Raw genomic sequence first — 21,691 nt, 5'->3', positions numbered from 1 at the left:
GAGGATCTGCTCCTAGTACGAGAGGACCAGAGTGGACGAACCTCTGGTGTACCGGTTGTGACGCCAGTCGCATCGCCGGGTAGCTATGTTCGGAAGGGATAACCGCTGAAAGCATCTAAGCGGGAAGCCTACCTCAAGATAAGATTTCCCCGAGGCTTTATGCCTCCTAAAGAGCCGTTGAAGACTACGACGTTGATAGGTTGGATGTGGAAGCATAGCGATATGTGAAGCTGACCAATACTAATTGCTCGTGAGGCTTGACTATACAACACCCAAACAGTTGTATATAAAGCATCAATYGATTTCATATTGATCTAACGATCARACRAAAACTTGATTTAGTTAAGGCTAAACAATAAAATTCAGACCCAATAGCCAACCTGTTAATAACTCATTTGGAACMAAGTAAGGCATTACATGCAAAAGCATCAAGCAAAAGCAATGTAACTAAGACCCGAACAAGTCCATAACAGTTGTGCTGGCGACAATAGCAAGAGTGAACCACCTGATCCCTTCCCGAACTCAGAAGTGAAACCTCTTCGCGCTGATGGTAGTGTGGGGTTACCCATGTGAGAGTAAGTCATCGCCAGCTCATTATTCAAACACCCTCAASTARCGTTGAGGGTGTTTTTTTATGCAGGAAAGAAAATATTAAGAGGAATAATCACATTTTATTGTTTTTAAAATAATAATAAATCCATAATTAATAAAAGGTTTTAGACTAATGTTGAATTTTTATTTTTCTTGTTTTGTGTGAAAGTTACACAATCTACTTAAATAGCAAAAGTGGGCATGGATGACTGATAAAAATGAAAGTCTTCACTGTAAAAATTGCTATTTAAGCTTACTGAAACACAAACTCACAGGAGGTGAGGAATGACACATCAAGCAATTAACGTGAATGATGTCATTGATCACGCAAAATTCAAACCATTTCATTTCAATGTCGTGGCATGGTGTCTATTGATCATTTTATTTGATGGCTATGACTTGGCAATTAATGGGGTCGTTTTACCCTTATTGATGGATGAGTGGGGCTTGAGTGCTGTTCAGGCGGGGATGCTCGCGAGTACTGCATTGGCAGGTATGATGTTTGGCGCGATGATTTTTGGTTCTTTAGCCGATAAAATTGGTCGTAAGAAAGTCATCATGATCTGTATCGTTCTGTTTAGTGGTTTAACCTTTGCAGGTGGCTTCGCCTCTAATCCAACTGAGTTTGCGATTTTACGTTTCTTGGCGGGTTTAGGCATTGGTGGTGTAATGCCAAACCTTGTGGCCTTAACTTCTGAATATGCACCTAAAACCATGCGTAGCACCTTAGTGACTACTATGTTTAGTGGTTATGCTGTAGGTGGTGTAATGGCAGCCTTACTTGGCTCATGGTTTACCCCAAGTTTTGGCTGGGAAATCATGTTCTTTATTGCAGGTATCCCATTGTTTTTATTGCCTGTGATTTGGAAATTCTTGCCAGAATCTTTAACCTTTATTGTCAAAGAAAATAAGCAAGATCAAGCCCGTCCAATCGTAGCGCGTTTAGCACCAGATTTAAAAATTACCCAAGACACCACTTTTGAATTGTATCAGGTTGGTGTGCCTGAAGCTGCTAACGTGGTGAGCTTGTTCAAACGCGGTCGTGCAGTGAATACTTTATTGTTCTGGTTAGCGTTCTTTACTTGTCTATTAACCATGTATGCACTCAGCAGCTGGTTGCCAAAACTGATGATGGCGGCAGGCTATTCTATGGACAACAGCTTAATGTTCATGATGGTGATGAACGTAGGTGCAGTCGTTGGTATCGTGGGTGGTGGTATTTTAGCAGACCGTTTCCACTTAAAACCTGTATTGATGTTCTTGGGAATCATGGGTGCATTGGTGATGAGCCTCATGGGCTTCCAATCTAATCAATTCTTACTTTACATCTTAGTATTCTTGGCGGGTGCAGCATCTATTGGTTCACAAATGTTGTTGTATAGCTATGTGGCACAATATTACCCACTTGCGGTACGCTCAACAGGTATTGGCTGGTCATCTGCCATTGGTCGTATGGGTGCGATTGTGGGTCCAATTTTAATTGGCGGCTTATTGGGTATGAATTTACCTGCACACTTCAACTTTATGGCAGTAGGTTTGCCAGTTTTGATCACTGCAATTGCGGTTGCCTTGATTATGAGTGAAGATGAAGCTGAGCAAATTAAAGCAGGCAAAGCAGTTGCTGCCAAAGCTTAAACTTGTAATGTGCTAAGTTCAAAAGTCCTCAACCTTGTTTGGGGACTTTTTGATTATGGGGTGTGTAAATAGAAAGTGATGATAGATAAAGTTATATACTCAAGACACAGATAAAAAGAAACCCCATCATCCTGACGGGGTTTCTTTGTATTTCGTGTTTAGGTATAACTCCTGTCGTACCTCACGATCCTGGTGCTCAAACCTATTATTGTTGTTTTCTGTTTGGGAAACATCCTGTCTCCTTATGCTTTAAAGAATACCGTAAGCTCAAAATACTGCCTAGCCTCATTTTGCTTCAGTGCATGTAAGCAAAAACTGACAAAGTGATGAATGATACTGACGCTGTTTTTGAGCAAACGATAAAATACCGAGCTTATTTTTGTGCATAAACAGGCGTATACTGATCGCGTGATTGGAGTAAATATGTCTGATTTAGCTGTAGCATCTCATGTTCAGTATGGTACCAAGCCATTTAAAGCCATTCTTTTTTCGTTGTTTCTAGCGGGTTTCGCTTCTTTTTCGACTTTGTACTGTGTGCAACCGATGATGCCAATTTTGGCCGATTTTTTTATGGTTACGCCGACCCAAAGTAGTTTTCCATTGTCATTTTCTACTGTAGCTTTGGCAATCGGTTTGCTTTTCACAGGTTTTATTTCAGATCGTTTTGGGCGTAAACCCATTATGGTTTTGGCTTTATTTTTAGCTGCCATTTTAGTAATTCTGAGTGCTTTACTTCCAATCTGGTCATTCTTTTTAACCACACGAATTTTTATTGGCATTGCTGTGAGCGGTGTTGCTGCAGTAGCTATGACTTATATTGGTGAAGAAATTCGACAGCAAGACATTGGTTTTGCCATGGGGTTGTATATTTCGGGTACGGCCATTGGCGGCATGGGTGGACGTCTAATTGCTGGGGTCTTGGTCGATTTTATTTCTTGGCAAGCGGCAACCTTAATTATTGGTGGTTTGAATTTACTGATTGCAATCACCTTTTATATGTTACTGCCCTCATCGAAAAACTTTACAGCGTATCCGATTCGCTTCTCGCGGTTTAGAGACGCTTTTGTTGCCAATTTAGCAGACCGTAAATTAAGAATCCTTTTTTTACAGGGCTTTTTGCTGATGGGTTGTTTCGTTAGTATTTTCAATTACATCAGCTATTATTTACTAGCTAAACCATTTGAGCTTTCCCAAGTTTGGATTGGGGTGATTTCAATTGCCTATTTGGCGGGTATTTATAGTTCGCCGCGTGCAGCAAGCTGGGGCAATCGTATGGGGCGTGAACGTGTGTTGCCTATGGTGATTGTCCTCATGTTGATTGCATTGTGGTTGATGTCGATTGCACATTTAGCTGTTGTATTGGCTGCCTTAGTGTTATTTACCTTTGCCTTTTTTGCTGCACATTCTACTGCCAGTAGTTGGGTGTCGATTCAAGCCCTGCAGTATCGTGCAGTGGGATCATCATTATATTTATTTAGCTACTACATGGGTTCGAGTTTGCTCGGCAGTGGTAGCGGATTGATTTGGGAACAATGGGGATGGTCTGGTCTGACATGGGTGATGACTGCAGTCTTGGGTGTGGCGCTTTATGGTGCGTGGCGTTTAAAGCTTAAACCAACAGCGCTGCGATAAGCATTCAGGATTATTGCTTTCGGCGTAGCCGTTTATGCTTTTCTTATTTAGATACAAACTTAGGATATAAAAATAGTTTGCTGATTTTGTGTGTTTTTTAATCAAGCAAGATGAATGGAATTCATGCTAAAATAGTCGGCTTTCATCTTTGATCGACTTCTGATCTTCCATTTCCCAGCCGAGAATTGCCAGCCATGTCTACTGCTTATACTGCTCAGACCGCACCCAAAGCGTTGTTTGATTATGACAAATATTGGGCGTCATGTTTTGAGCCTGCGCCATTTTTGCCGATGTCACGCGAAGAAATGGATCAGCTGGGTTGGGATGCCTGTGATTTTATTTTAGTTTGTGGTGATGCTTATATTGATCATCCCTCTTTTGTATCGGGCGTGATTGGTCGTGTGCTTGAGGCGCAGGGCTTTCGTGTTGGGATTATTGCCCAACCAGACTGGACCAATGTGGAATCTTTTCGGGTTTTAGGGAAGCCGACCATTGCTTGGGGTGTCACCGCAGGCAATATGGACTCGATGATCAACCGCTATACCGCAGACCGTAAAATCCGTTCTGATGATGCTTATTCACCAGACAATCAGCCGAATAAACGTCCTGACCGTGCGGCTACGGTGTACTGTCAGCGTTGTCGTGAAGCCTTTCCAGATGTGCCTGTTTTACTGGGCGGGATTGAAGGCTCGTTGCGTCGTATTGCACATTATGACTATTGGTCGGATAAAGTTCGTCGCTCAATTTTAATGGATTCTAAAGCCGACTTATTGATGTACGGCAATGGTGAGCGTTCGATTATTGAAGTGATGCACCGTTTGGCTAAAGGTGAAAAAATCCACGAAATTACAGATGTACGTGGTACAGCATTTATTATCAATAAACATAACCGTGCGTCTAAAGCTCAATTTGTTGAAATTGCATCTAATGATGTAGACAGCGTAGGCCGCGTCGATCCAATCATTAACCCTTATGTGATGACCGAAGATTTAGACGGTTGTGAGATTGAAAAAGATAAGGGTAACAATCTTGCGCAATATCAAAATTTCCAGAAAGATCTGGTCAGCAATCCAATTGTTCGTGAAGGCGATCAGCTAGATGCAGATACACAGATTGTTCAATTACAGCCTGCTTCTAAAGCAATTAAACACAAATTGCCACCACGTGAATTGGCAGTGATTCGTTTACCATCTTTTGAGGAGGTGGTGAATGATCCTGTGCTGTATGCGCATGCTAACCGTATTCTGCATTTAGAAACCAACCCAGGTAATGCCCGAGCGTTGGTACAAAAGCATGGTGAACGTGATGTGTGGTTGAATGCACCACCTATTCCATTGACCACTGAAGAAATGGACTATGTGTTCGATTTACCGTATGCACGTTTGCCGCATCCAGCTTATGGTAATGCACGTTTCCCAGCCTTTGACATGATCAAGTTTTCGGTCAATATCATGCGTGGTTGTTTTGGTGGTTGTACATTCTGTTCAATTACCGAACATGAGGGACGGATTATTCAAAACCGTTCTGAAGAATCGATTTTGCGTGAAGTCGAAAAAATTCGTGRTACTGCCCCTGGGTTCACAGGCATTATTTCAGACTTGGGCGGTCCAACGGCCAATATGTATCGTTTGCACTGTAAAGACCCAGAAATTGAAAAGAATTGCCGTAAACCATCCTGTGTATTCCCAGGCGTATGCCAAAATTTACATACCGACCATGCGCCATTAACTCAGTTGTATCGCAAAGCGCGTGAGTTGAAAGGCATTAAGAAAATTCTGATTGGTTCAGGCTTGCGTTATGACTTGGCGGTGTTGAACCCTGAATATGTTCGTGAGTTGGTGACGCATCACGTGGGCGGTTATTTGAAAATTGCGCCTGAACATACCGAAAAAGGTCCATTATCTAAGATGATGAAACCGGGCATCGGAACTTATGATCGCTTTAAACAGATGTTTGATCGTTTCAGTAAGGAAGCAGGTAAAGAGCAATATTTGATTCCGTACTTTATTGCTGCGCATCCGGGTACCACCGACTACGACATGATGAATTTGGCCTTATGGCTGAAAAAGAATGGTTTCCGTGCCGATCAGGTGCAAACTTTCTATCCATCACCAATGGCGACGGCTTCAACCATGTACTACACCGGTAAAAACCCACTGGCTAAAGTGGCGCGTTATACTGAAAACGTAGATATTGTAAAAGGCGAAAAGCGTCGTCGTTTGCATAAGGCTTTCTTGCGTTACCATGACCCAAACAACTGGCCGTTGTTGCGTGAAGCTTTAAAAGAAATGGGGCGCGCTGATTTAATTGGGAACTCTAAACAGCACTTGATTCCAACCTATCAGCCGCAAGGCACAGATGGACAGTATCAAACGGCACGTAAGAAAAACTCGACTGTCGCGGGTGATTCACAAAAACGTACGGGGCAAAGTGGCAATCGTGCTCAGAACAGTAATCGTTCGAAGAAAGGACAAATTTTGACCCAGCACACAGGCTTGCCGCCACGTGAAACAGGTGAAAAACGTCCATTTTCACACAAGAAATCTAAGCCAAAATCGAAAGCTTAGTACTTAAATTAAGGTCCATCAAAAGGCGCTGCGGCGCCTTTTTTTGTTTGCTTTTCATTTCATCGGAATTGTTCGACAATCGAAATGCTTAAGCATTGCATAGTTTTTTAAGCATGTTATACAGTACAGACATACAAAGATAAAAAGCACGCTGCTATATGCTACAGCGCTTAGACAAAAGGCTAGCTTGTGAAACAAAACGTCTGTTTCTATGATGGTTTTGTGAGTGTTGCATGTAGTTTCATAAATTGAATGCTTAAATAAAAAAGCGTGTTATATACTGATTTGATGAAAAAATTGGCATGAAGCCGAAACAACTATAAAAATGATTTTAAGGATTGAATAATGACAATTTATATTTTGATTGGGGTTTTGATACTGATTTCCTTTCTCTTGATGGCGGTTAAGGGCTTGGAAAATAGAGAAAAACCTCAAGACAGTGCGCTAAAGCAACGTGCAATTTTTAGCTTAAATGAACAGCTGACGTTTACACGTTTGCAGGAAATTTTACCTCAACATACCATCTTGGCGCATGTGTCTTTTGATGCCTTGCTGACCACGAAATTTTCACGCACTCGCCACAAATACCGCAATATGATTGCCGATTTTGTGGTGTTGGATGCCAATCATCAGGTCGTTGCAATTGTGACCTTATATGATCTGTTGATGTTGAAACGTAGCCGCAATGCACAATACCAAGATGAATTGTTGCGTTTAGCGGGCTATAAAGTCCTGCGTTATGAAGAGGTGCCTGAATATCACGAATTGCGCGAAGCATTTGGGCAGTCATCGTTTACAGATTTAGATGATTTGGATACTGCGTTAAAAAAGTATGATTTTATAGCGCATTCTGTACGCCATAAAGTGAAGGTATTGGGCTAAACGCTTGCCGCTAAAGTCACTAGATAGACAATATGAATCAGCATGTCGCCATGACATGCTGATTTTTTTAATTGGCTGTGACTCTTGATTTAATCGTGTCTATTTTACGTTGGGTTGCTATTCAGGTTTGACTGCAACCACAGTCATCTCAACCAAAACGTCAGGATGGTATAACTTGGCTTCTACGCAGGTACGCGGTAAAGCTTGTATATCTGCCACCCAAGCATCCCAAACTTGATTCATTGCGGCATAATCGCGCTCAATGTTTTTTAGAAAAATCATCACCGACATGATGTGACTTTTATCTGTACCCGCATCTGCCAGTAAACGATCAATCAGGGCAAGTGTTTGTTGGGTTTGCCCCACAATATCTTGTTGTGTGTCTTCTGCCAGTTGCCCTGCCAAATGGACTAAATTTCCAGAAATTGCAATTTCAGAATAACGTTTTTGAATATGTAGACGTTGAACAGCCATTGGGTGTAATCCTCGCGCCAAGCGATTAGGTATAAAAAGCGTGAGGTATTATAGAGGCAGGCAAGCACGTGGAAAATATGCAGGCAGTAGTCTGCTAAAAAATAAAAAGTAATCGAATGGAAAATACGAGGAAAAGAGAGATGCGGTGTCAAAGCAGCGAAGTGCCAAGCGCAGAGTTGTCCTGTAATCTTCGGATTTGATCGTCACGCCAATCACAGGACAAGTATGCCAAAAGTAATGGTGATTTTTGACATCTCAGCGTATATACGGATAAATATATCGCGCGTATAGATTACTCTAAAAAGCACAACTGTGAAGGGTAAATAGTCTAATTTTTATTCTTTTGGCTGAAATTTATACAAAAATTAGCTTAAGTAGCCGTTGGTAAGTATAGGCTTGCTATGTTTTATGTAGAGCAGCAAGTTTACAGCTTTAATATCCGTGATATTTATAAGTTGTGATATTTACAGTAAAGATAGTTGCACTTGCGCATCGGCAGGGCTGAGTTGATACAGACCAACACCAATTAAACGGAATTGATCCTGTGTGGGAATATGCATTTCGTTGAGCAAAAGCTGCAGGACTTTTTCAAGATCATTTTTACTTTCAAGTGGCTGTTTAAAACTTTTGCTGTGTTGTAAGACCTGAAAATTTTTGAGTTTTAATTTGACCGATATACCACGTGCAACATATTGTTTTTTTACTAAACTATGCCAAACCTGATCAATCAAGCCAGACCAGTAAGCTGCACATTCGGCTAAGTTTAAGTCATCATCAAAGGTGATTTCTTTGGAAATTTGCTGGCGCTCACGTTCTGCCTGCACAGGACGTTCATCAATCCCTTGGGCAAATAAAAACAGGCGTTTTCCATATTTGCCAAAATGATGAATCAACAGGTTTTCTTCAATGTGTTGCAAATCGCCTAAGGTATTTAAATTCAAGCTTTTTAATTTTTCCTGCGTGACTTTACCTACGCCTGGAGTTTTCTTTAAGGGTAAGTCCTGAATAAACTGCTGCACTTGACTGGGTTTAATCACGCAAATGCCATTGGGTTTATGCCAGTCCGAAGCAATTTTGGCTAAAAATTTATTCGGTGCGACACCTGCCGAGGCCGTTAAACCTGTACTTTGAAAAATATCTGCCCGAATCCGCATTGCGACTTCAGTTGCGCTTGGAATACCTTGTAAATTTTCGGTGACATCTAAATAAGCTTCATCTAAAGACAAGGGTTCAATAAGTGGTGTATAACGCTGAAAAATCTGATGAATTTGTGTGGAAACCTCACGATAGAGTGCAAAATTGGGTTCGAGTACCACCACCTGCGGGCAGCGTTTGCGGGCTTGTGCCATCGACATGGCAGAACGTAAACCAAACTCACGCGCAGGATAGGATGCCGCGGCAATCACAGCTCGAGGATGATGCGAAGCAATCACCACAGGTAAATGCTGCAATTCAGGACGACTGCGCAGCTCAACAGAGGCATAAAAGGCATCCATATCAATATGAATGATTTTCCGCATGGCACAAACTAGATGAAGCGTTTAGATTTCAACAGTATCGCATGTTTAGGAAGTCGGTTGTAGCATCGGAGCAAGCGGATAAGGCGTGTTGCTATTCAGCAAAATCACCTGTGTCGATTGCTGTTCTGCATAGTCGATCAAACGCTGTAAACTCCGTGGGCTATGGTCGGCAATGCGGGGCAAAAACTCTAAAGGGCGCGCTAAAGGCTGGAAAAAATTATCCCAATCGATTGGAATCACAGCATCAGGACGCAATGTCCCCGCAGTTTCGTCTAAATAGTGAGGGGCGACTAAAAAATCTATCAATTAGAATCTAGTTTTCGCCATCATCAAACAATAGTGTAGATACGCCAAAATAAGGTACCTTCAAAGTAGAACTTAAAGTTTTTGTTGGATATTGCCATGCGGAAAATTACTCCAGTTTACTCGCAGGTTGTAATAGGTAAAGCAGCGTGAATCCTGAAAAATGCAGAGCGCGAGAGCAGCCCTTTAAGCAATTTCATGATGGTATTTTTTTATTGTGATACGGCTAGCATGTTATTTTTTCTGGTTCGGTTCAAATCTTGTGGGTTGAATCGCGTTGTCTGTTAAAAAACGCTGCCATTGTTGGGGGGTTCCATAAAAAACATTCAGGTCAACTGGTGTGTGAATACCTTGTATTTGACCCCGATTGGTATGTTGCCAAAACAGCCATTTTGGCTGACCTGCCAGTTGTGGTTTACCCTGATATTCTCTGACCCAAAGAGGCGTTTGCTTGAAACTTTCAGTCAATACCATATTGTAAAAGGCTTTGGATACATAAAAAATCGGTTGTTTTTCATAATGTTGATATAGCGCATCATGCATGATTTGAATTTCGTGCAGTAACTGTTCTTTGCTATAGGTGTTGATGCAGTTGCTGTCATATTCCAAGTCAATTACAGGTGGTAAACTGTCGGATTTTTTTGGAACAGTCGCAATAAAGTTTTCTGCTTGGATTGTTCCATCACGGCATAAGCGATAAAAATGATAGGCACCGACCAAAAAACCATGTTCACGGGCTTTGAGCCAGTTATCCTGAAATTTACGGTCTTTAAAATCGCCTCCTTCAGTGGCTTTTAAATAGACAAAGGCATATTTTTGTGGGGAAATTTTTTTCCACTGAACATCGCCTTGATGATGTGACACATCAAAGCCTTGAATCGGATATTCTTCGGCTACCGCAGGTTGCTGGCGCAATATGCCCAAATACAATAAAACCGCCAAAATAGTACTGCCGAGTACTGCAATCATCATACGATAGTGCGGTGTAAAAGCTGAGTTTATAGCTCGATTTGGTGGTTTGCGCATGTTGGAAAAGCTTCGCGGGGCAATGTCATATCATAACGCGCAGTGCGGTGTAGCACCATGCGCTTTCGGTAATGGCGTTTTAAACAGCCGTGTGTTTAGGAATATTCCAAAATACTAAAAATGCCAAAATATTTAATACACCCAAACAAATTAAAGTGGCATGAAAGGCACTCACTAACTGTTCTGCACCGTAATAGGCACTAAACATATTCACCAAAGTACCTGCTAATGCCACGCCAATACTCATCGACAGCATCATAATCATGGATAAAAAACTATTGCCGCTGCTGGCTTCTTGTTGAGGTAAATCTTTGAGCGTAAAGGTATTCATAGCTACAAATTGCAATGAATTGAGTACCCCAAATATAAAGAAATGTAAGGTACGTAACCAAACTGCGGTTTCGGCAGTGGTGAGCGCAAAACTGGCAATACAGGCACCGACCAATAAAGTATTGGTCAGCAAAAACTGCCGATAGCCAAAACGTTGAATTAAAGGTCGAATGATCGGTTTAGATACCAAAGAACCAAGCACAGTCGGGATCATCATCAAGCCCGTGATAAACGGTTCAAAACCAAAAGCCACTTGCAGCATGATCGGCATGATAAAAGGCATGGCATTGCCCCCGAAACGGGCAAAAAAGTTACCTAAAATACCAATGGCATATAAGCGATTTTTAAATAAATCGCTGCGGAATAAGGCATTTTGATGGGTGTGAGCATGGCGAGCATAGCATGCTGCTGCAATACCGCCAGCCAGGATTAACGCTAAACTCCAAAGCAGATTATGGTGTGGATTGGCAAAATTTTCGATGCCTAAAGATAAGCCCGCCATCGCCACAACTAATAGGATAAACCCGAGAAAATCAAAGTTTTTAACCTCAGTTTCAGTCACATTCGGCATGGCTTTGATACAAATCCAACAGCCCAAGATGCCCATCGGAATATTGATGAGGAAAATCCAGTGCCACGTGGCGACTTCGACCAACCAACCGCCCAGCGTTGGGCCAATTAAGGGGCCAATCAACCCTGCCAGACTCATCAGGCTCATGGCAGATAAAAACTGGGTGCGTGGAATAATTTTGAGCATCGCCAAGCGCCCGACAGGCAAGAGCAATGCACCACCGATGCCTTGAATCACCCGATAAAATAGTAATTCATTCAGACTCGCTGCAGCGGCACAACCCAAAGAGGCAAGGGTAAAAATAATAATCGCTGCAAAATAGATGTTGCGAACTCCAAAACGATCTGCCAGCCATCCACTTAATGGAATACACGCTGCCACCGAGAGCACATACGCCACTACCACACTGTGCATCCGCAGCGGGTCTTCCTGCAGGCTATGTGCCATTGCAGGGATTGCTGTATTCACAATGGTGGTGTCGAGCGCCTGCATAAAAAAGCCAATTGAAACCAGAAATACCAAAAGGCGGTATTCAGGATGCAGGGCTTGATGGGTCGGTGTTTGGTTCATAACTCGGCAAAATGGACATTTGGTCTAGTTTAAACCATTTTGCAATCTAACGGACTGCATCTGAAAAAACATGAAAAGTGTTCTAAAATTCAAGAAAATGCCATGAAATTGTCATTTATTTGTCACCGATTATTCACTTTGAGTTTGTAAGTTGGGTGCATTTAGAAAAATGATGAGTAATTTATGAAAACGCAAATTTCTGCATTAATGTTGGCTTTATTGTCTGTGGGGATGGTGGGATGTAATGATGATAATGATCCTATTCCTGTAAAAGAAGAAGTGGTAGAAGCAACACCAACTACAATTAGTTTGGAGCGTTTAGGGGAATACGATGCACAAGTTTTTGGTGCGAGTGCTGCGGAAATTCCTGCTTATGATGCTGAAAGCAAACGTTTATTTGTAGTCAATGCGAAAAATGGCGTGGTCGATGTACTGGATTTAAGCAACCCAAGTGCACCTGTTAAGCTGAACAGCTTGGATGCCAAGACTCATTTAGCGAATTCTGAAGTCAATAGTGTTGCGGTACATCAAGGTATTGTCGCTTTAGCTGTTCAGGCAACACCTAAAACTGATAAAGGCATCGTGGCATTTTTTAAAGCCAAAGACCTGAGCTTTATCAGCAAAGTTGAAGTCGGTGCATTGCCTGATATGTTGACTTTTACCCCAGATGGTAAAAAAGTTTTGGTTGCCAATGAAGGTGAGCCAAATGAAGGCTATGCGATTGATCCAGAAGGTTCGATCAGTATTATTAATCTGACTGATATTAACAAGCCTACTGTAAAAACTGCAGATTTTCAGGCATGGAATATACGTAAGCAGGAATTGCTTGATGCGGGCGTGCGTATTTTTGGGCCAAATGCGACTGTCGCACAAGATTTAGAGCCTGAATATATTGCGGTGAGTGACGATGGTAAAACTGCTTGGGCAAGTCTACAAGAAAACAATGCCATTGCTGTGATTGATTTGACCCAAGACCAAGTGGTCGATATTTTCCCGTTGGGTTATAAAGACTTTGGCTTAGCTGCAAATGCTTTAGATGCTGGTGATCGTGATTGTGTTGTGGGTAAACAAGATTATAACGGTAAAACGATTACAGCCTGCGCTAAAGATGAGGGATTGATTAATATTCAAGCTTGGCCTGGTTTATACGGCATGTATATGCCAGATGCAATTGCGCAATATCAAGCCAATGGACAAAGCTATTTGGTCACTGCCAATGAAGGCGATGCGCGTGAATGGTTGGTTGATGAAGACTTATATTTTGGTACAGATGATTTAACTCAAGGTTATGCAGAAGAAATTCGTGTTAAACACTTATTTAATAATAAAGGCTTCCGTAGCAATGGCGATTATGCTGCGCATTTACGTCTATTAAAGTCAGGGGTTAAAGGTGCAAAACTTGATTCAAGCATATTTAAAGCATGTACCACTACAGATCCCAATGAAGTCTGCGCAGATAATTTAATTAAAGATTCACAATTGGGTCGTTTGACGATTACTTGGACACAAGGTTACAAGAAAGATGCAAATGGTGAGCCTGTGCTAGACAGCAATGGTTTAATGACTTATGACAAATTATATGCTTATGGTGGCCGCTCGTTCAGTATTGTAGATCCTAAAACCAAGAAAATTGTTTGGGACTCAAAAAATGACTTTGAACGTAAAGCTGCTGAATTATTTCCAGAATACTTTAATACCAATCATGAAAAATTAAGTGCAGATGATCGTAGTGACAATAAAGGTCCTGAGCCGGAAGGCATCGCTTTAGGTAAAATTGGTCAAAAAACCTATGCCTTTATTGGGTTGGAGCGTATGGGTGGCATTATGGTGTATGACATTACCCAGCCGACACAAGCATCATTTGTTGAGTATTTTAATGATCGTAAGTTTGGTGAAACCCGTACATCGTTCGATGCAAAAGGTAATGTAGTGACTGTTGAAAATTCAAATCTCGGCCCTGAAGGTTTAATCTTTATTGCAGCCAAAGACTCGCCTAACGGCAAGCCACTTTTGGTTGTGGGTAATGAAGTCAGCGGAACTACTGCTGTGTACCAAATCAAGCTTAACTAACAGTATTTCAAGTACTGGAAATGTATGAAAGTTAAAAACGTATGACCCATTAAAGAGAGCACTTCGGTGCTCTCTTTTTATGCTGTAAAACCAATGAACAGTAAATAAAAAAAGTGAGTCACCGACTCGCTTTCTCTGCTATTTGATGCATCAAAAAAAAGTTTAACCCACAAAATGAGGTGGAGCATCCAAATTCTTTAAAGCATTAATAATTTTATGGGAGTGGTTACACACAATTAGTTTAGCGCGGTGTTGCGGTGGTAAAAAACCTTCGTGCACTGCATGGTCTAACTGCTGAATCAGCGCATCATAAAAGCCATTTACATTATATAAAATCATGGGTTTTTGGTGCTGATTTAATTGACCCCAAGTGGCTATCTCCAAAATCTCTTCAAACGTGCCCAAACCACCTGGTAAAGCGACAAAGGCGCTAGCACGTTCTGCCATCATCGCTTTACGTTCATGCATACTTTTGACTACGTGTAATTCAGTTAAATTACTGTGGGCAATTTCATAATCGAGCATAAATTCAGGTATCACTCCTACAGCTTGCCCACCGTGTTGCACCATGGTGTCGGCAACCAAACCCATTAAACCAATACTCGCACCACCGTAAACCATGCCAAAGCCTTGTTCGGCCAGTTTTCTTGCCAGTTGTACTGCTTTTTCCTGATAAATTGGGTTATTGCCAGCGCGCGAACCACAATACAGAGCAACCAAAGGTTGGGTGGTAAGGGGAGAGGGATGATTAATAGAAGTTGATTGAATCATTCTTGATACGCTATTCATTTATTTTCTTCACCATAGCATGTTCTTTTTGTCGGCTCTAGCTTAGTGCCCAAATATGACAAACCCGTCAATATGCAGTGTTCAATTTGCAAAGATTTGTGAAAGTGCTGCATGGGTGTGGACGATGTCTAAAAAAGGGGATGAATCTGAGCGCAAACTTTCCTATACTCAAGGCTTGTCTTACAACTATAGAATCGTCATGGACAGTGGCAGTTGTCGCACCGAACGAATATTTTTTAATGTAATGTTAAGCCTCCAAGGGCCAGCCAAGTTGGTTTTAATACAGGATATGTTTTTGGCGTATTCCGCTTCAGATATTCAGGAGAAGAACAGATGATCTTTGAATGGATGTCTGACCCCGCTGCGTGGGTTGGGTTATTGACCCTGATTGTGCTTGAAATTGTACTGGGTATTGATAACTTGGTGTTTATTGCCATTTTGGCAGAAAAACTACCGCCAGAACAACGCAATACTGCACGGGTCGTGGGCTTGATTCTTGCCTTAGGCATGCGCCTGATATTACTCGCATCTATCGCATGGGTGGTCACCCTGACCCAACCACTGTTCCATATTTTTGAACATCCTTTCTCTGGACGCGACCTGATTTTACTGTTTGGTGGTGTATTCCTATTGTTTAAAGGCACGATGGAACTGCGCGAACGCATTGAAGGCAAACCTGCACTAAAAGAAGAAAATCCTGTACATGCGACTTTCTGGATGGTGATTGTGCAGATTGTGGTGCTAGATGCAGTGTTCTCACTCGATAGCGTGATTACCGCTGTGGGCATGGTGCAGCATTTATCGGTCATGATGATTGCGGTGATCATCGCAATTGGCATTATGCTGTGGGCTTCCAAAGCGCTCATGGACTTTGTCAATAAACATCCTACCGTGGTGATTTTATGCCTGTGCTTCCTGATGATGATTGGTTTCTCATTGGTGGTGGAAGGCTTTGGCTATCACATTCCAAAAGGCTATTTATATGCCGCCATCGGTTTCTCGGTGATGATTGAATTCTTGAACCAAACTATCCGCAGAAATCAGGAAAAAACCGTGACCACCACCGATTTACGCTACCGTACTGCTTCGGCTGTGATGCGGATGTTAGGTGGCAAAAGCCAAAACACCACTGAAAGCAGCCATGTGAATGAAGATGTTTTGGCTACCCGTGCCTTTGCCGATGAAGTCTTTGACGAAGAAAATGGGGTCTATCATAGTGTGATGGTGCAAGGGGTATTGGGTTTATCTGAACGTCCTGTAAAGTCGGTCATGACGCCACGCCCTGAATTGGAATGGATTGATTTAGACGAAGATGAAGCCTCAATTCGTAGCCAGTTATTAAGCATGACCCATTCACGGGTGATTGTGGCGCGCGGTGAACTGGATAATATTTCGGGTATTGTCCTGACCCATAAAGTTATGAATCAATACATTGAAACAGGGGTGCTGGATTTTGAAACACATTTGCGTGAACCTGTGATTGTGCATGAAAATGCCCAAGTTTTGATGGTGATGGAGCAATTGCGTCAAGCACCGCTGCAAATGGCAATTGTGCTGAACGAATACGGCTCGATTGAAGGCGTTGCCACACCTATTGATATTTTGGAAGCAATTGCGGGCGAATTTCCAGATGAAGATGCACTCGAAGCCAGTGCTGAAAGTTTGGAAGATGGCACATTATTGCTAGATGGCTCTATCGACATTCGCCACGTATCTTTATTATTGGGTCGTGATTTGGTGGATGAAAGCGAGCAATATTCAACTTTATCTGGCTATATTTTATTCCATTTGGGACGTTTGCCTGAAAACGGTGAGAAGCTACTTTCCGATGGTTATATTTTTGAAATTGTGACCATGGATGGACATAAAATTGAAAAAGTGCATTTGATTCAACAGGAATCTTCAAGCGCATCATAAACTGAACGCCAAACTGCATTTCAGTCTTGTGCTTCCGCTAAAATAGCCTGCATTGTCAGGCTGTTTTGGGGCTGTTGCCATTGCAAATATAGACGAAGTGTCAACAGACCCTATTATTGATTTAAATTTCTGGAATTTTCTATGCATCACTCGGCATGTCCGTGCGGGCAAGGCGATTATCAATACTGCTGCCAACCTTTACACGTGGGGCAGGCACATGCAGAAACTGCGAGCCAACTCATGCGTTCACGCTATAGTGCTTTTGCCTTGCAACAAATTGATTATATTGTACAAACTACTGCGCTAGGACAACAGGCAAGTCTGAATGTTGACGCAATTACAGATTGGAGCAAGTCGAATCAATGGTTAAAGCTCGAAGTGCTGAATAGCAATGAAAAGCTAGATAAAAACCACGCCCAAGTTGAATTTAAAGCCCATTATCATGATGCTAAGCAGGCGCAAATTCACCATGAAGTTTCCCATTTTGTGCAACATCAGGCACGTTGGTATTTTTTGGATCCGACCACAGGGCAACAGCCGACCATGAAACAGCCGTGTATTTGTGGTTCGGGTAAAAAATTTAAGCAATGTTGTGCGCGATTTTTATAACTTTATCTTGGTTTTTCGCTTATGATAACGCACATCTTTTGACCTAGTGAAAGAAGGGCAAGTCCATGTTGTTGTTGATCATTTACTTAATCGCGATTACCGCAGAAGCGATGACAGGCGCATTGTCTGCAGGGCGTCGCAGCATGGACTGGTTTGGTGTCACCTTAATTGCTTGTGTCACCGCATTGGGCGGTGGTTCGGTGCGAGATGTATTGTTGGGGCATTATCCACTGACTTGGGTCAAACATCCTGAATATTTGGTGCTGACCTGTATTGCAGCTTTTATCACCATTTTAATTGCCAAATGGATGCGTCATTTACGTTCCATTTTCTTGGTGCTCGATGCTTTAGGTTTAATTGGCTTCACCATTATTGGTTGCCAAATTGCTTTGGAAATGGGGCATGGTTTTGTAGTGTCTGCCGTTGCAGGTGTTTTAACAGGTGTGTCAGGCGGGATTCTGCGTGATATTCTGTGTAACGATGTGCCTTTGGTGTTCCGTCGTGAGCTATATGCCAGTATTTCTTTTGTTTCCGTAATTTGCTATTGGTTGTGTATCGAAATCGGTTTATCGCTTGAATTAACCGTGATCGCAACACTTATTTTTGGTTTTACCTTGCGTTTGATTGCGATTTATTTTGGCTTAGAAATGCCTAAATTTATTTATCAGGATGATGATGAACATTCAGCATCCTCTAAAGATGAAACCTAATTGGTTATAAGAACAGTATTGAACATAAGTGAACCGATCACCAGATCGGTTTTTTTAATGCTATCCACATTCTGCCAACTCATAGTATAAAAATACAACAGTAGCTGTGTGTGGCATCGCCCATATCCTTTTAGCCAACTTAAAGAGTGTGTTATGGATTTAATTTCACGTGTGCAACGTCTACCCATTGGAAAATTCCACTATAGTCTACTGGTGGTGATTGGTCTGGGCTGGATGTTTGATGCCATGGATACAGGACTGATCTCCTTTATTTTGGCAAAAATGGCAGAAGACTGGAGCATGACCCCTGCCGAAAAAGGCATGGTGGTGTCGATTGGTTTTGTCGGAATGGCCATTGGGGCAGTCTTTTCAGGTGGTCTGGCCGATAAAATTGGACGTAAAACTGTATTTGCCACCACCTTGGTGATTTACAGTCTAGCTACTGCCGCTTGTGCCTTTGCACCGAATTTAACTTGGTTACTGGTCTTTCGCTTTATTGTCGGTTTAGGTTTGGGCGGGCAGCTTCCCGTAGCGGTGACTTTGGTCAGTGAATACATTCCTGCGCATGTGCGTGGGCGCTTTATTGTATTGCTGGAAAGTTTTTGGGGCTTGGGGTGGTTATGTGCGGCATTAGTTTCTTATTTTGTGATTCCAAAATTTGATTGGCATACAGCATTTTTAATCGGTGGTTTGCCTGCCTTATATGCCTTGGTTATCTGGAAAAAAGTCCCTGAATCTATCCCATATCTGATCAATCGTAGTCGTATTGCCGAAGCACATGCACTGGTACAAAAGTTTGAGCGTCAATGTGGGGTAGAGGTCATTGAACAAATTGAAGTTCAGCCTGTTGCCGCCAAACAGCATATTTCTTTTACTCAATTGTGGTCGGGACCATTTGCGCGTCGTAGTTTAATGCTGTGGCTGATTTGGTTTGGCATTGTCTATTCCTATTATGGCATTTTCACTTGGTTGCCTAGTCTGTTGGTGCAGCAAGGCTACAGCATCGTACAGTCATTTGAATATGTGCTGGGCATGATTTTGGCGCAATTACCTGGTTATATTGCAGCCGCTTGGTTGGTCGAAAAATTAGGGCGCAAAGCCACACTAGCAGGTTTTATTGGCATGTGTGCCGTATCGGCGTACTTCTTTGGTCAGGCGGATAGCGTGGCGATGATCATGTTCTGGGGCTGTTTGATGTCGTTCTTCAACTTGGGCGCGTGGGGTGTGCTATACACCTATACCCCTGAACAGTACCCAACCAATATTCGTGCTTTTGGCTCAGGTTGGGCTTCGGCGATTGGACGTATGGGTGGTATTGTCGCCCCAATGGTGGTCACCCACATGATGGTCATGCAAAATGGCTTTAGTTATGTTTTTATGATGTTTACAGCGGTTTTATTGGCCGTTGCTGTGGTGATTGTGGTGTTGGGTGAAGAAACTAAAGGCAGAACTTTAGAGTCGATAGGTTTGTAAGCTTAAAATAAACCCATCTTCCAACTTGAAATGACAGTAAGCGTAAACCTGTTTGAGGAATTTACGCTTACTGGCTCCAAGGTTTAGCAGTCAGAACGAATTCCTGATTTAAAGCCAAGGCGATATTTTGCATGTTAAAACTATGCCGATCTTCAGGAAGTTGTAACAATAATGGTAAGCGTGTTATACCATTTTCACCATTGGCAAAAGCATAGTGACGGATTTTAGGGTCAATTCTGCTAATGAGATTCTTGGCTTCTAAATAAACACTTTGTTGGGTTGCCTGTTTTTGAATACTAATAATTCCAATATAACAGCGATCTTGAATATCAATCAGGCTCTTTTTTAGCTTCTCTATTTTCACCTGATTATTTTCAGATTTTTTCAGCAAACGTTTAAAAAATCCCGCTTTTTCATTTGTTTGAATTTCTCGTTCGAGACTACGTATTTGTTGTTGTATATGGCGGCTCTGTTCAATCGCAGCATTCACATGCTCTCTGATCTTTTGAACAGGGGCGATTACCGCATTTAAATGTTGTTGATAGTGATATTCATCTTCAAAGAGCACAAAAACTTGTGCGCGACGCTGTACCAATAAATGCAAATATGCAATCAAACGATATTTAAAGCCGCGGGCGTAGGGATTAAATTGCAACATGGGTTCTTGAGATAAAGCTTCAAACTGATGTAAGAGTTCAGTCATTAAACGTTTCAGATTTAAATAACAAAACTCTAATTCATCAGACTGTTGCACACTTTGTTTTAAACCTCTTGCAAATGGTTCAAGCACTTGCAAACAAAGGTCTTTTTCTAAGCAATCTAAATGCTCTTTGACTAAATAATCTGTAGAAAAACCTTGAATATCCACCACTTTTTTCATTTGTGGTAAAAGTTGCTCTTGCTTATATAGGTGTAAAGATTCAATCAACTCCACAATATGCGGATTCATTTGACGTTGAATGCCGATAATTTGTGTCATTTGCTGTTTAAAATTTTCAATATAATCAATTTGATCTAACTTTTTCGGATCAAGAACTAAACCACTAATATAGAATTTATTTTCTACGCCAAAGTTTTCTTCTGTTAAAAAGCGTCGAATGGAATAAGCAGATACACGGCTGTCGTAGGAACTACTCACAATAAAATAGTAATCTGTAGCATCGATAATTTCAAAGTCACGAACATGCAGTTCATGAACAAAGTAATCCTGAAAAATTGATGGTTTTTGTTGTGCATATTCACTTGGTAAAATATAAGCAAACCAATTGCCCAAAATTTCACTTTTCATAAACACTTCAAAGATAAAACTACGAATTTGTGCTTGATCTAGATTGCGATGGTTAGTTGTAACGCTGAAGTCTAAATCACGAATAATTAAAGCAGCATCATATAAAAACGCTTTTTTGAGTAAAAGTTGGGCTTGAATATCCTGTGGCTCATGTAATTCAATTTGATTCATTTCATGAATCACCGTTTCTAGAAAATCGGCGATTTGAAAGTCGGTTTGGTAGGTTTCTAAATAGTCAAAGCTACTTTGTACGTTTTTGGCGAGTTGTAATAATTCTGGATGCTGTGTGTACTGTGGAATGTCTTGCAGACGGATGTAACCATGAAATTCAAAGGTTGCTGTAAGATAATTCCAGTGAATATTTTTGAGTTTTAAGTATCGTTCTTCTATTTTTTCATGCAGTTCTTTAGGTGTGGCGGAAAGAATTGCGTTTAGCTGCTGCTGCCATTTATTATCAAGAATAGGATCAATTTGTTTTAACTTTACCCGAAGCTGATAAGGAATATAGGTCTGCATAGCGAAATCCAAAAGAACCGTTACAATAAATTTAAACTTTAAATAAAAAACTGCAGTGTGTTTTATATCACAAAAACAGCATTTACATTGATAAAAATAAAGGAATTTTTATGTAATAAGTATTGTTTCAAACATCTGTAACGTGTCAATAGACCCTCATAGAATGACTCGTTATAATTTTATATTGCTGTTTTTTATAAAATGAATATTTTTACGGC

Annotated in this window: 16 protein-coding genes and 2 rRNA genes; 11 read left to right on the top strand and 7 right to left on the bottom strand. The window is 41.5% G+C overall.

Features of this window, described 5'->3' with window-relative positions:
- The 6 genes from BJN41_RS09460 to BJN41_RS09435 all read left to right on the top strand — a co-directional run.
- Positions 1 to 265 (top strand): 23S ribosomal RNA (locus BJN41_RS09460); the annotation flags it as partial.
- 212 nt (positions 266 to 477) lie between these two features.
- Positions 478 to 592, top strand: a 5S ribosomal RNA gene (rrf, locus tag BJN41_RS09455).
- A 284-nt stretch (positions 593 to 876) separates the two neighbouring features.
- Positions 877 to 2,226, top strand: a complete 1,350-nt coding sequence (locus BJN41_RS09450; RefSeq protein WP_070154784.1) for an MFS transporter — start codon at positions 877 to 879, stop codon at positions 2,224 to 2,226.
- A gap of 423 nt (positions 2,227 to 2,649) precedes the next feature.
- Positions 2,650 to 3,858 carry an MFS transporter gene (locus BJN41_RS09445; RefSeq protein WP_070154782.1) on the top strand — a complete coding sequence of 403 codons (1,209 nt, stop codon included), beginning with the start codon at positions 2,650 to 2,652 and terminating at the stop codon, positions 3,856 to 3,858.
- 194 nt (positions 3,859 to 4,052) lie between these two features.
- On the top strand, positions 4,053 to 6,425 hold the full coding sequence (locus BJN41_RS09440) for a YgiQ family radical SAM protein (RefSeq protein ID WP_070154780.1): 2,373 nt from the start codon (positions 4,053 to 4,055) through the stop codon (positions 6,423 to 6,425).
- 345 nt (positions 6,426 to 6,770) lie between these two features.
- The gene (locus BJN41_RS09435) at positions 6,771 to 7,307 is read left to right on the top strand and encodes a DUF2726 domain-containing protein (RefSeq protein ID WP_070154777.1); all 537 of its coding nucleotides are present in this window, start codon (positions 6,771 to 6,773) and stop codon (positions 7,305 to 7,307) included.
- Positions 7,308 to 7,424: 117 nt separating this feature from the next.
- Here BJN41_RS09435 and BJN41_RS09430 read toward each other — a convergent pair whose 3' ends face one another.
- The 5 genes from BJN41_RS09430 to mdtD all read right to left on the bottom strand — a co-directional run bounded on the left by BJN41_RS09430 (position 7,425) and on the right by mdtD (position 12,101).
- Positions 7,425 to 7,781, bottom strand: a complete 357-nt coding sequence (locus BJN41_RS09430) for a RidA family protein (protein WP_070154775.1) — start codon at positions 7,779 to 7,781, stop codon at positions 7,425 to 7,427.
- Between the two features lie 464 nt (positions 7,782 to 8,245).
- Positions 8,246 to 9,301 (bottom strand): DNA polymerase IV, encoded by a 1,056-nt coding sequence (gene dinB / locus BJN41_RS09425; protein WP_070154773.1) that lies wholly within the window; start codon positions 9,299 to 9,301, stop codon positions 8,246 to 8,248.
- A 45-nt stretch (positions 9,302 to 9,346) separates the two neighbouring features.
- Positions 9,347 to 9,607 (bottom strand): hypothetical protein, encoded by a 261-nt coding sequence (locus tag BJN41_RS09420; RefSeq protein ID WP_070154772.1) that lies wholly within the window; start codon positions 9,605 to 9,607, stop codon positions 9,347 to 9,349.
- Between the two features lie 231 nt (positions 9,608 to 9,838).
- On the bottom strand, positions 9,839 to 10,630 hold the full coding sequence (locus tag BJN41_RS09415; protein ID WP_167562404.1) for a GH25 family lysozyme: 792 nt from the start codon (positions 10,628 to 10,630) through the stop codon (positions 9,839 to 9,841).
- Between the two features lie 79 nt (positions 10,631 to 10,709).
- Positions 10,710 to 12,101: a multidrug transporter subunit MdtD gene (gene mdtD / locus BJN41_RS09410; RefSeq protein WP_070154770.1), complete on the bottom strand. Its 1,392-nt coding sequence runs from the start codon at positions 12,099 to 12,101 to the stop codon at positions 10,710 to 10,712.
- Between the two features lie 183 nt (positions 12,102 to 12,284).
- On the opposite strand from mdtD, the gene BJN41_RS09405 reads away from it, so the two are divergent.
- Entirely contained in the window at positions 12,285 to 14,171 is a 1,887-nt protein-coding gene (locus BJN41_RS09405; protein WP_070154768.1) for a choice-of-anchor I family protein, read from the top strand.
- Between the two features lie 162 nt (positions 14,172 to 14,333).
- Here the strand turns inward: BJN41_RS09405 and BJN41_RS09400 are convergent, their stop codons facing one another.
- Complete coding sequence (locus tag BJN41_RS09400; RefSeq protein WP_026438242.1) at positions 14,334 to 14,960, bottom strand: TIGR00730 family Rossman fold protein; 627 nt, start codon at positions 14,958 to 14,960, stop codon at positions 14,334 to 14,336.
- 333 nt (positions 14,961 to 15,293) lie between these two features.
- Between BJN41_RS09400 and BJN41_RS09390 the strand changes: the two genes are divergently transcribed.
- From BJN41_RS09390 to BJN41_RS09375, 4 genes are all read left to right on the top strand, one after another.
- Positions 15,294 to 16,877 carry a TerC family protein gene (locus BJN41_RS09390; RefSeq protein WP_070154766.1) on the top strand — a complete coding sequence of 528 codons (1,584 nt, stop codon included), beginning with the start codon at positions 15,294 to 15,296 and terminating at the stop codon, positions 16,875 to 16,877.
- Between the two features lie 141 nt (positions 16,878 to 17,018).
- On the top strand, positions 17,019 to 17,486 hold the full coding sequence (locus BJN41_RS09385; protein WP_070154764.1) for a YchJ family protein: 468 nt from the start codon (positions 17,019 to 17,021) through the stop codon (positions 17,484 to 17,486).
- A 65-nt stretch (positions 17,487 to 17,551) separates the two neighbouring features.
- Positions 17,552 to 18,196, top strand: a complete 645-nt coding sequence (locus BJN41_RS09380) for a trimeric intracellular cation channel family protein (protein ID WP_070154762.1) — start codon at positions 17,552 to 17,554, stop codon at positions 18,194 to 18,196.
- Positions 18,197 to 18,349: 153 nt separating this feature from the next.
- Positions 18,350 to 19,669, top strand: coding sequence for an MFS transporter (locus BJN41_RS09375; RefSeq protein ID WP_070154760.1), 1,320 nt, complete (start codon positions 18,350 to 18,352; stop codon positions 19,667 to 19,669).
- A 67-nt stretch (positions 19,670 to 19,736) separates the two neighbouring features.
- On the opposite strand, the gene BJN41_RS09370 is transcribed toward BJN41_RS09375, so the two are convergent.
- Entirely contained in the window at positions 19,737 to 21,473 is a 1,737-nt protein-coding gene (locus BJN41_RS09370; protein WP_070154759.1) for a hypothetical protein, read from the bottom strand.
- Between the last annotated feature and the right edge of the window lie 218 nt (positions 21,474 to 21,691).

The organism is Acinetobacter towneri (assembly GCF_001758345.1).
Classification (GTDB): domain Bacteria; phylum Pseudomonadota; class Gammaproteobacteria; order Pseudomonadales; family Moraxellaceae; genus Acinetobacter; species Acinetobacter towneri_A.
Note: the sequence above shows the minus strand (reverse complement) of the source record. Positions and strands in the feature narration are given on the sequence as shown.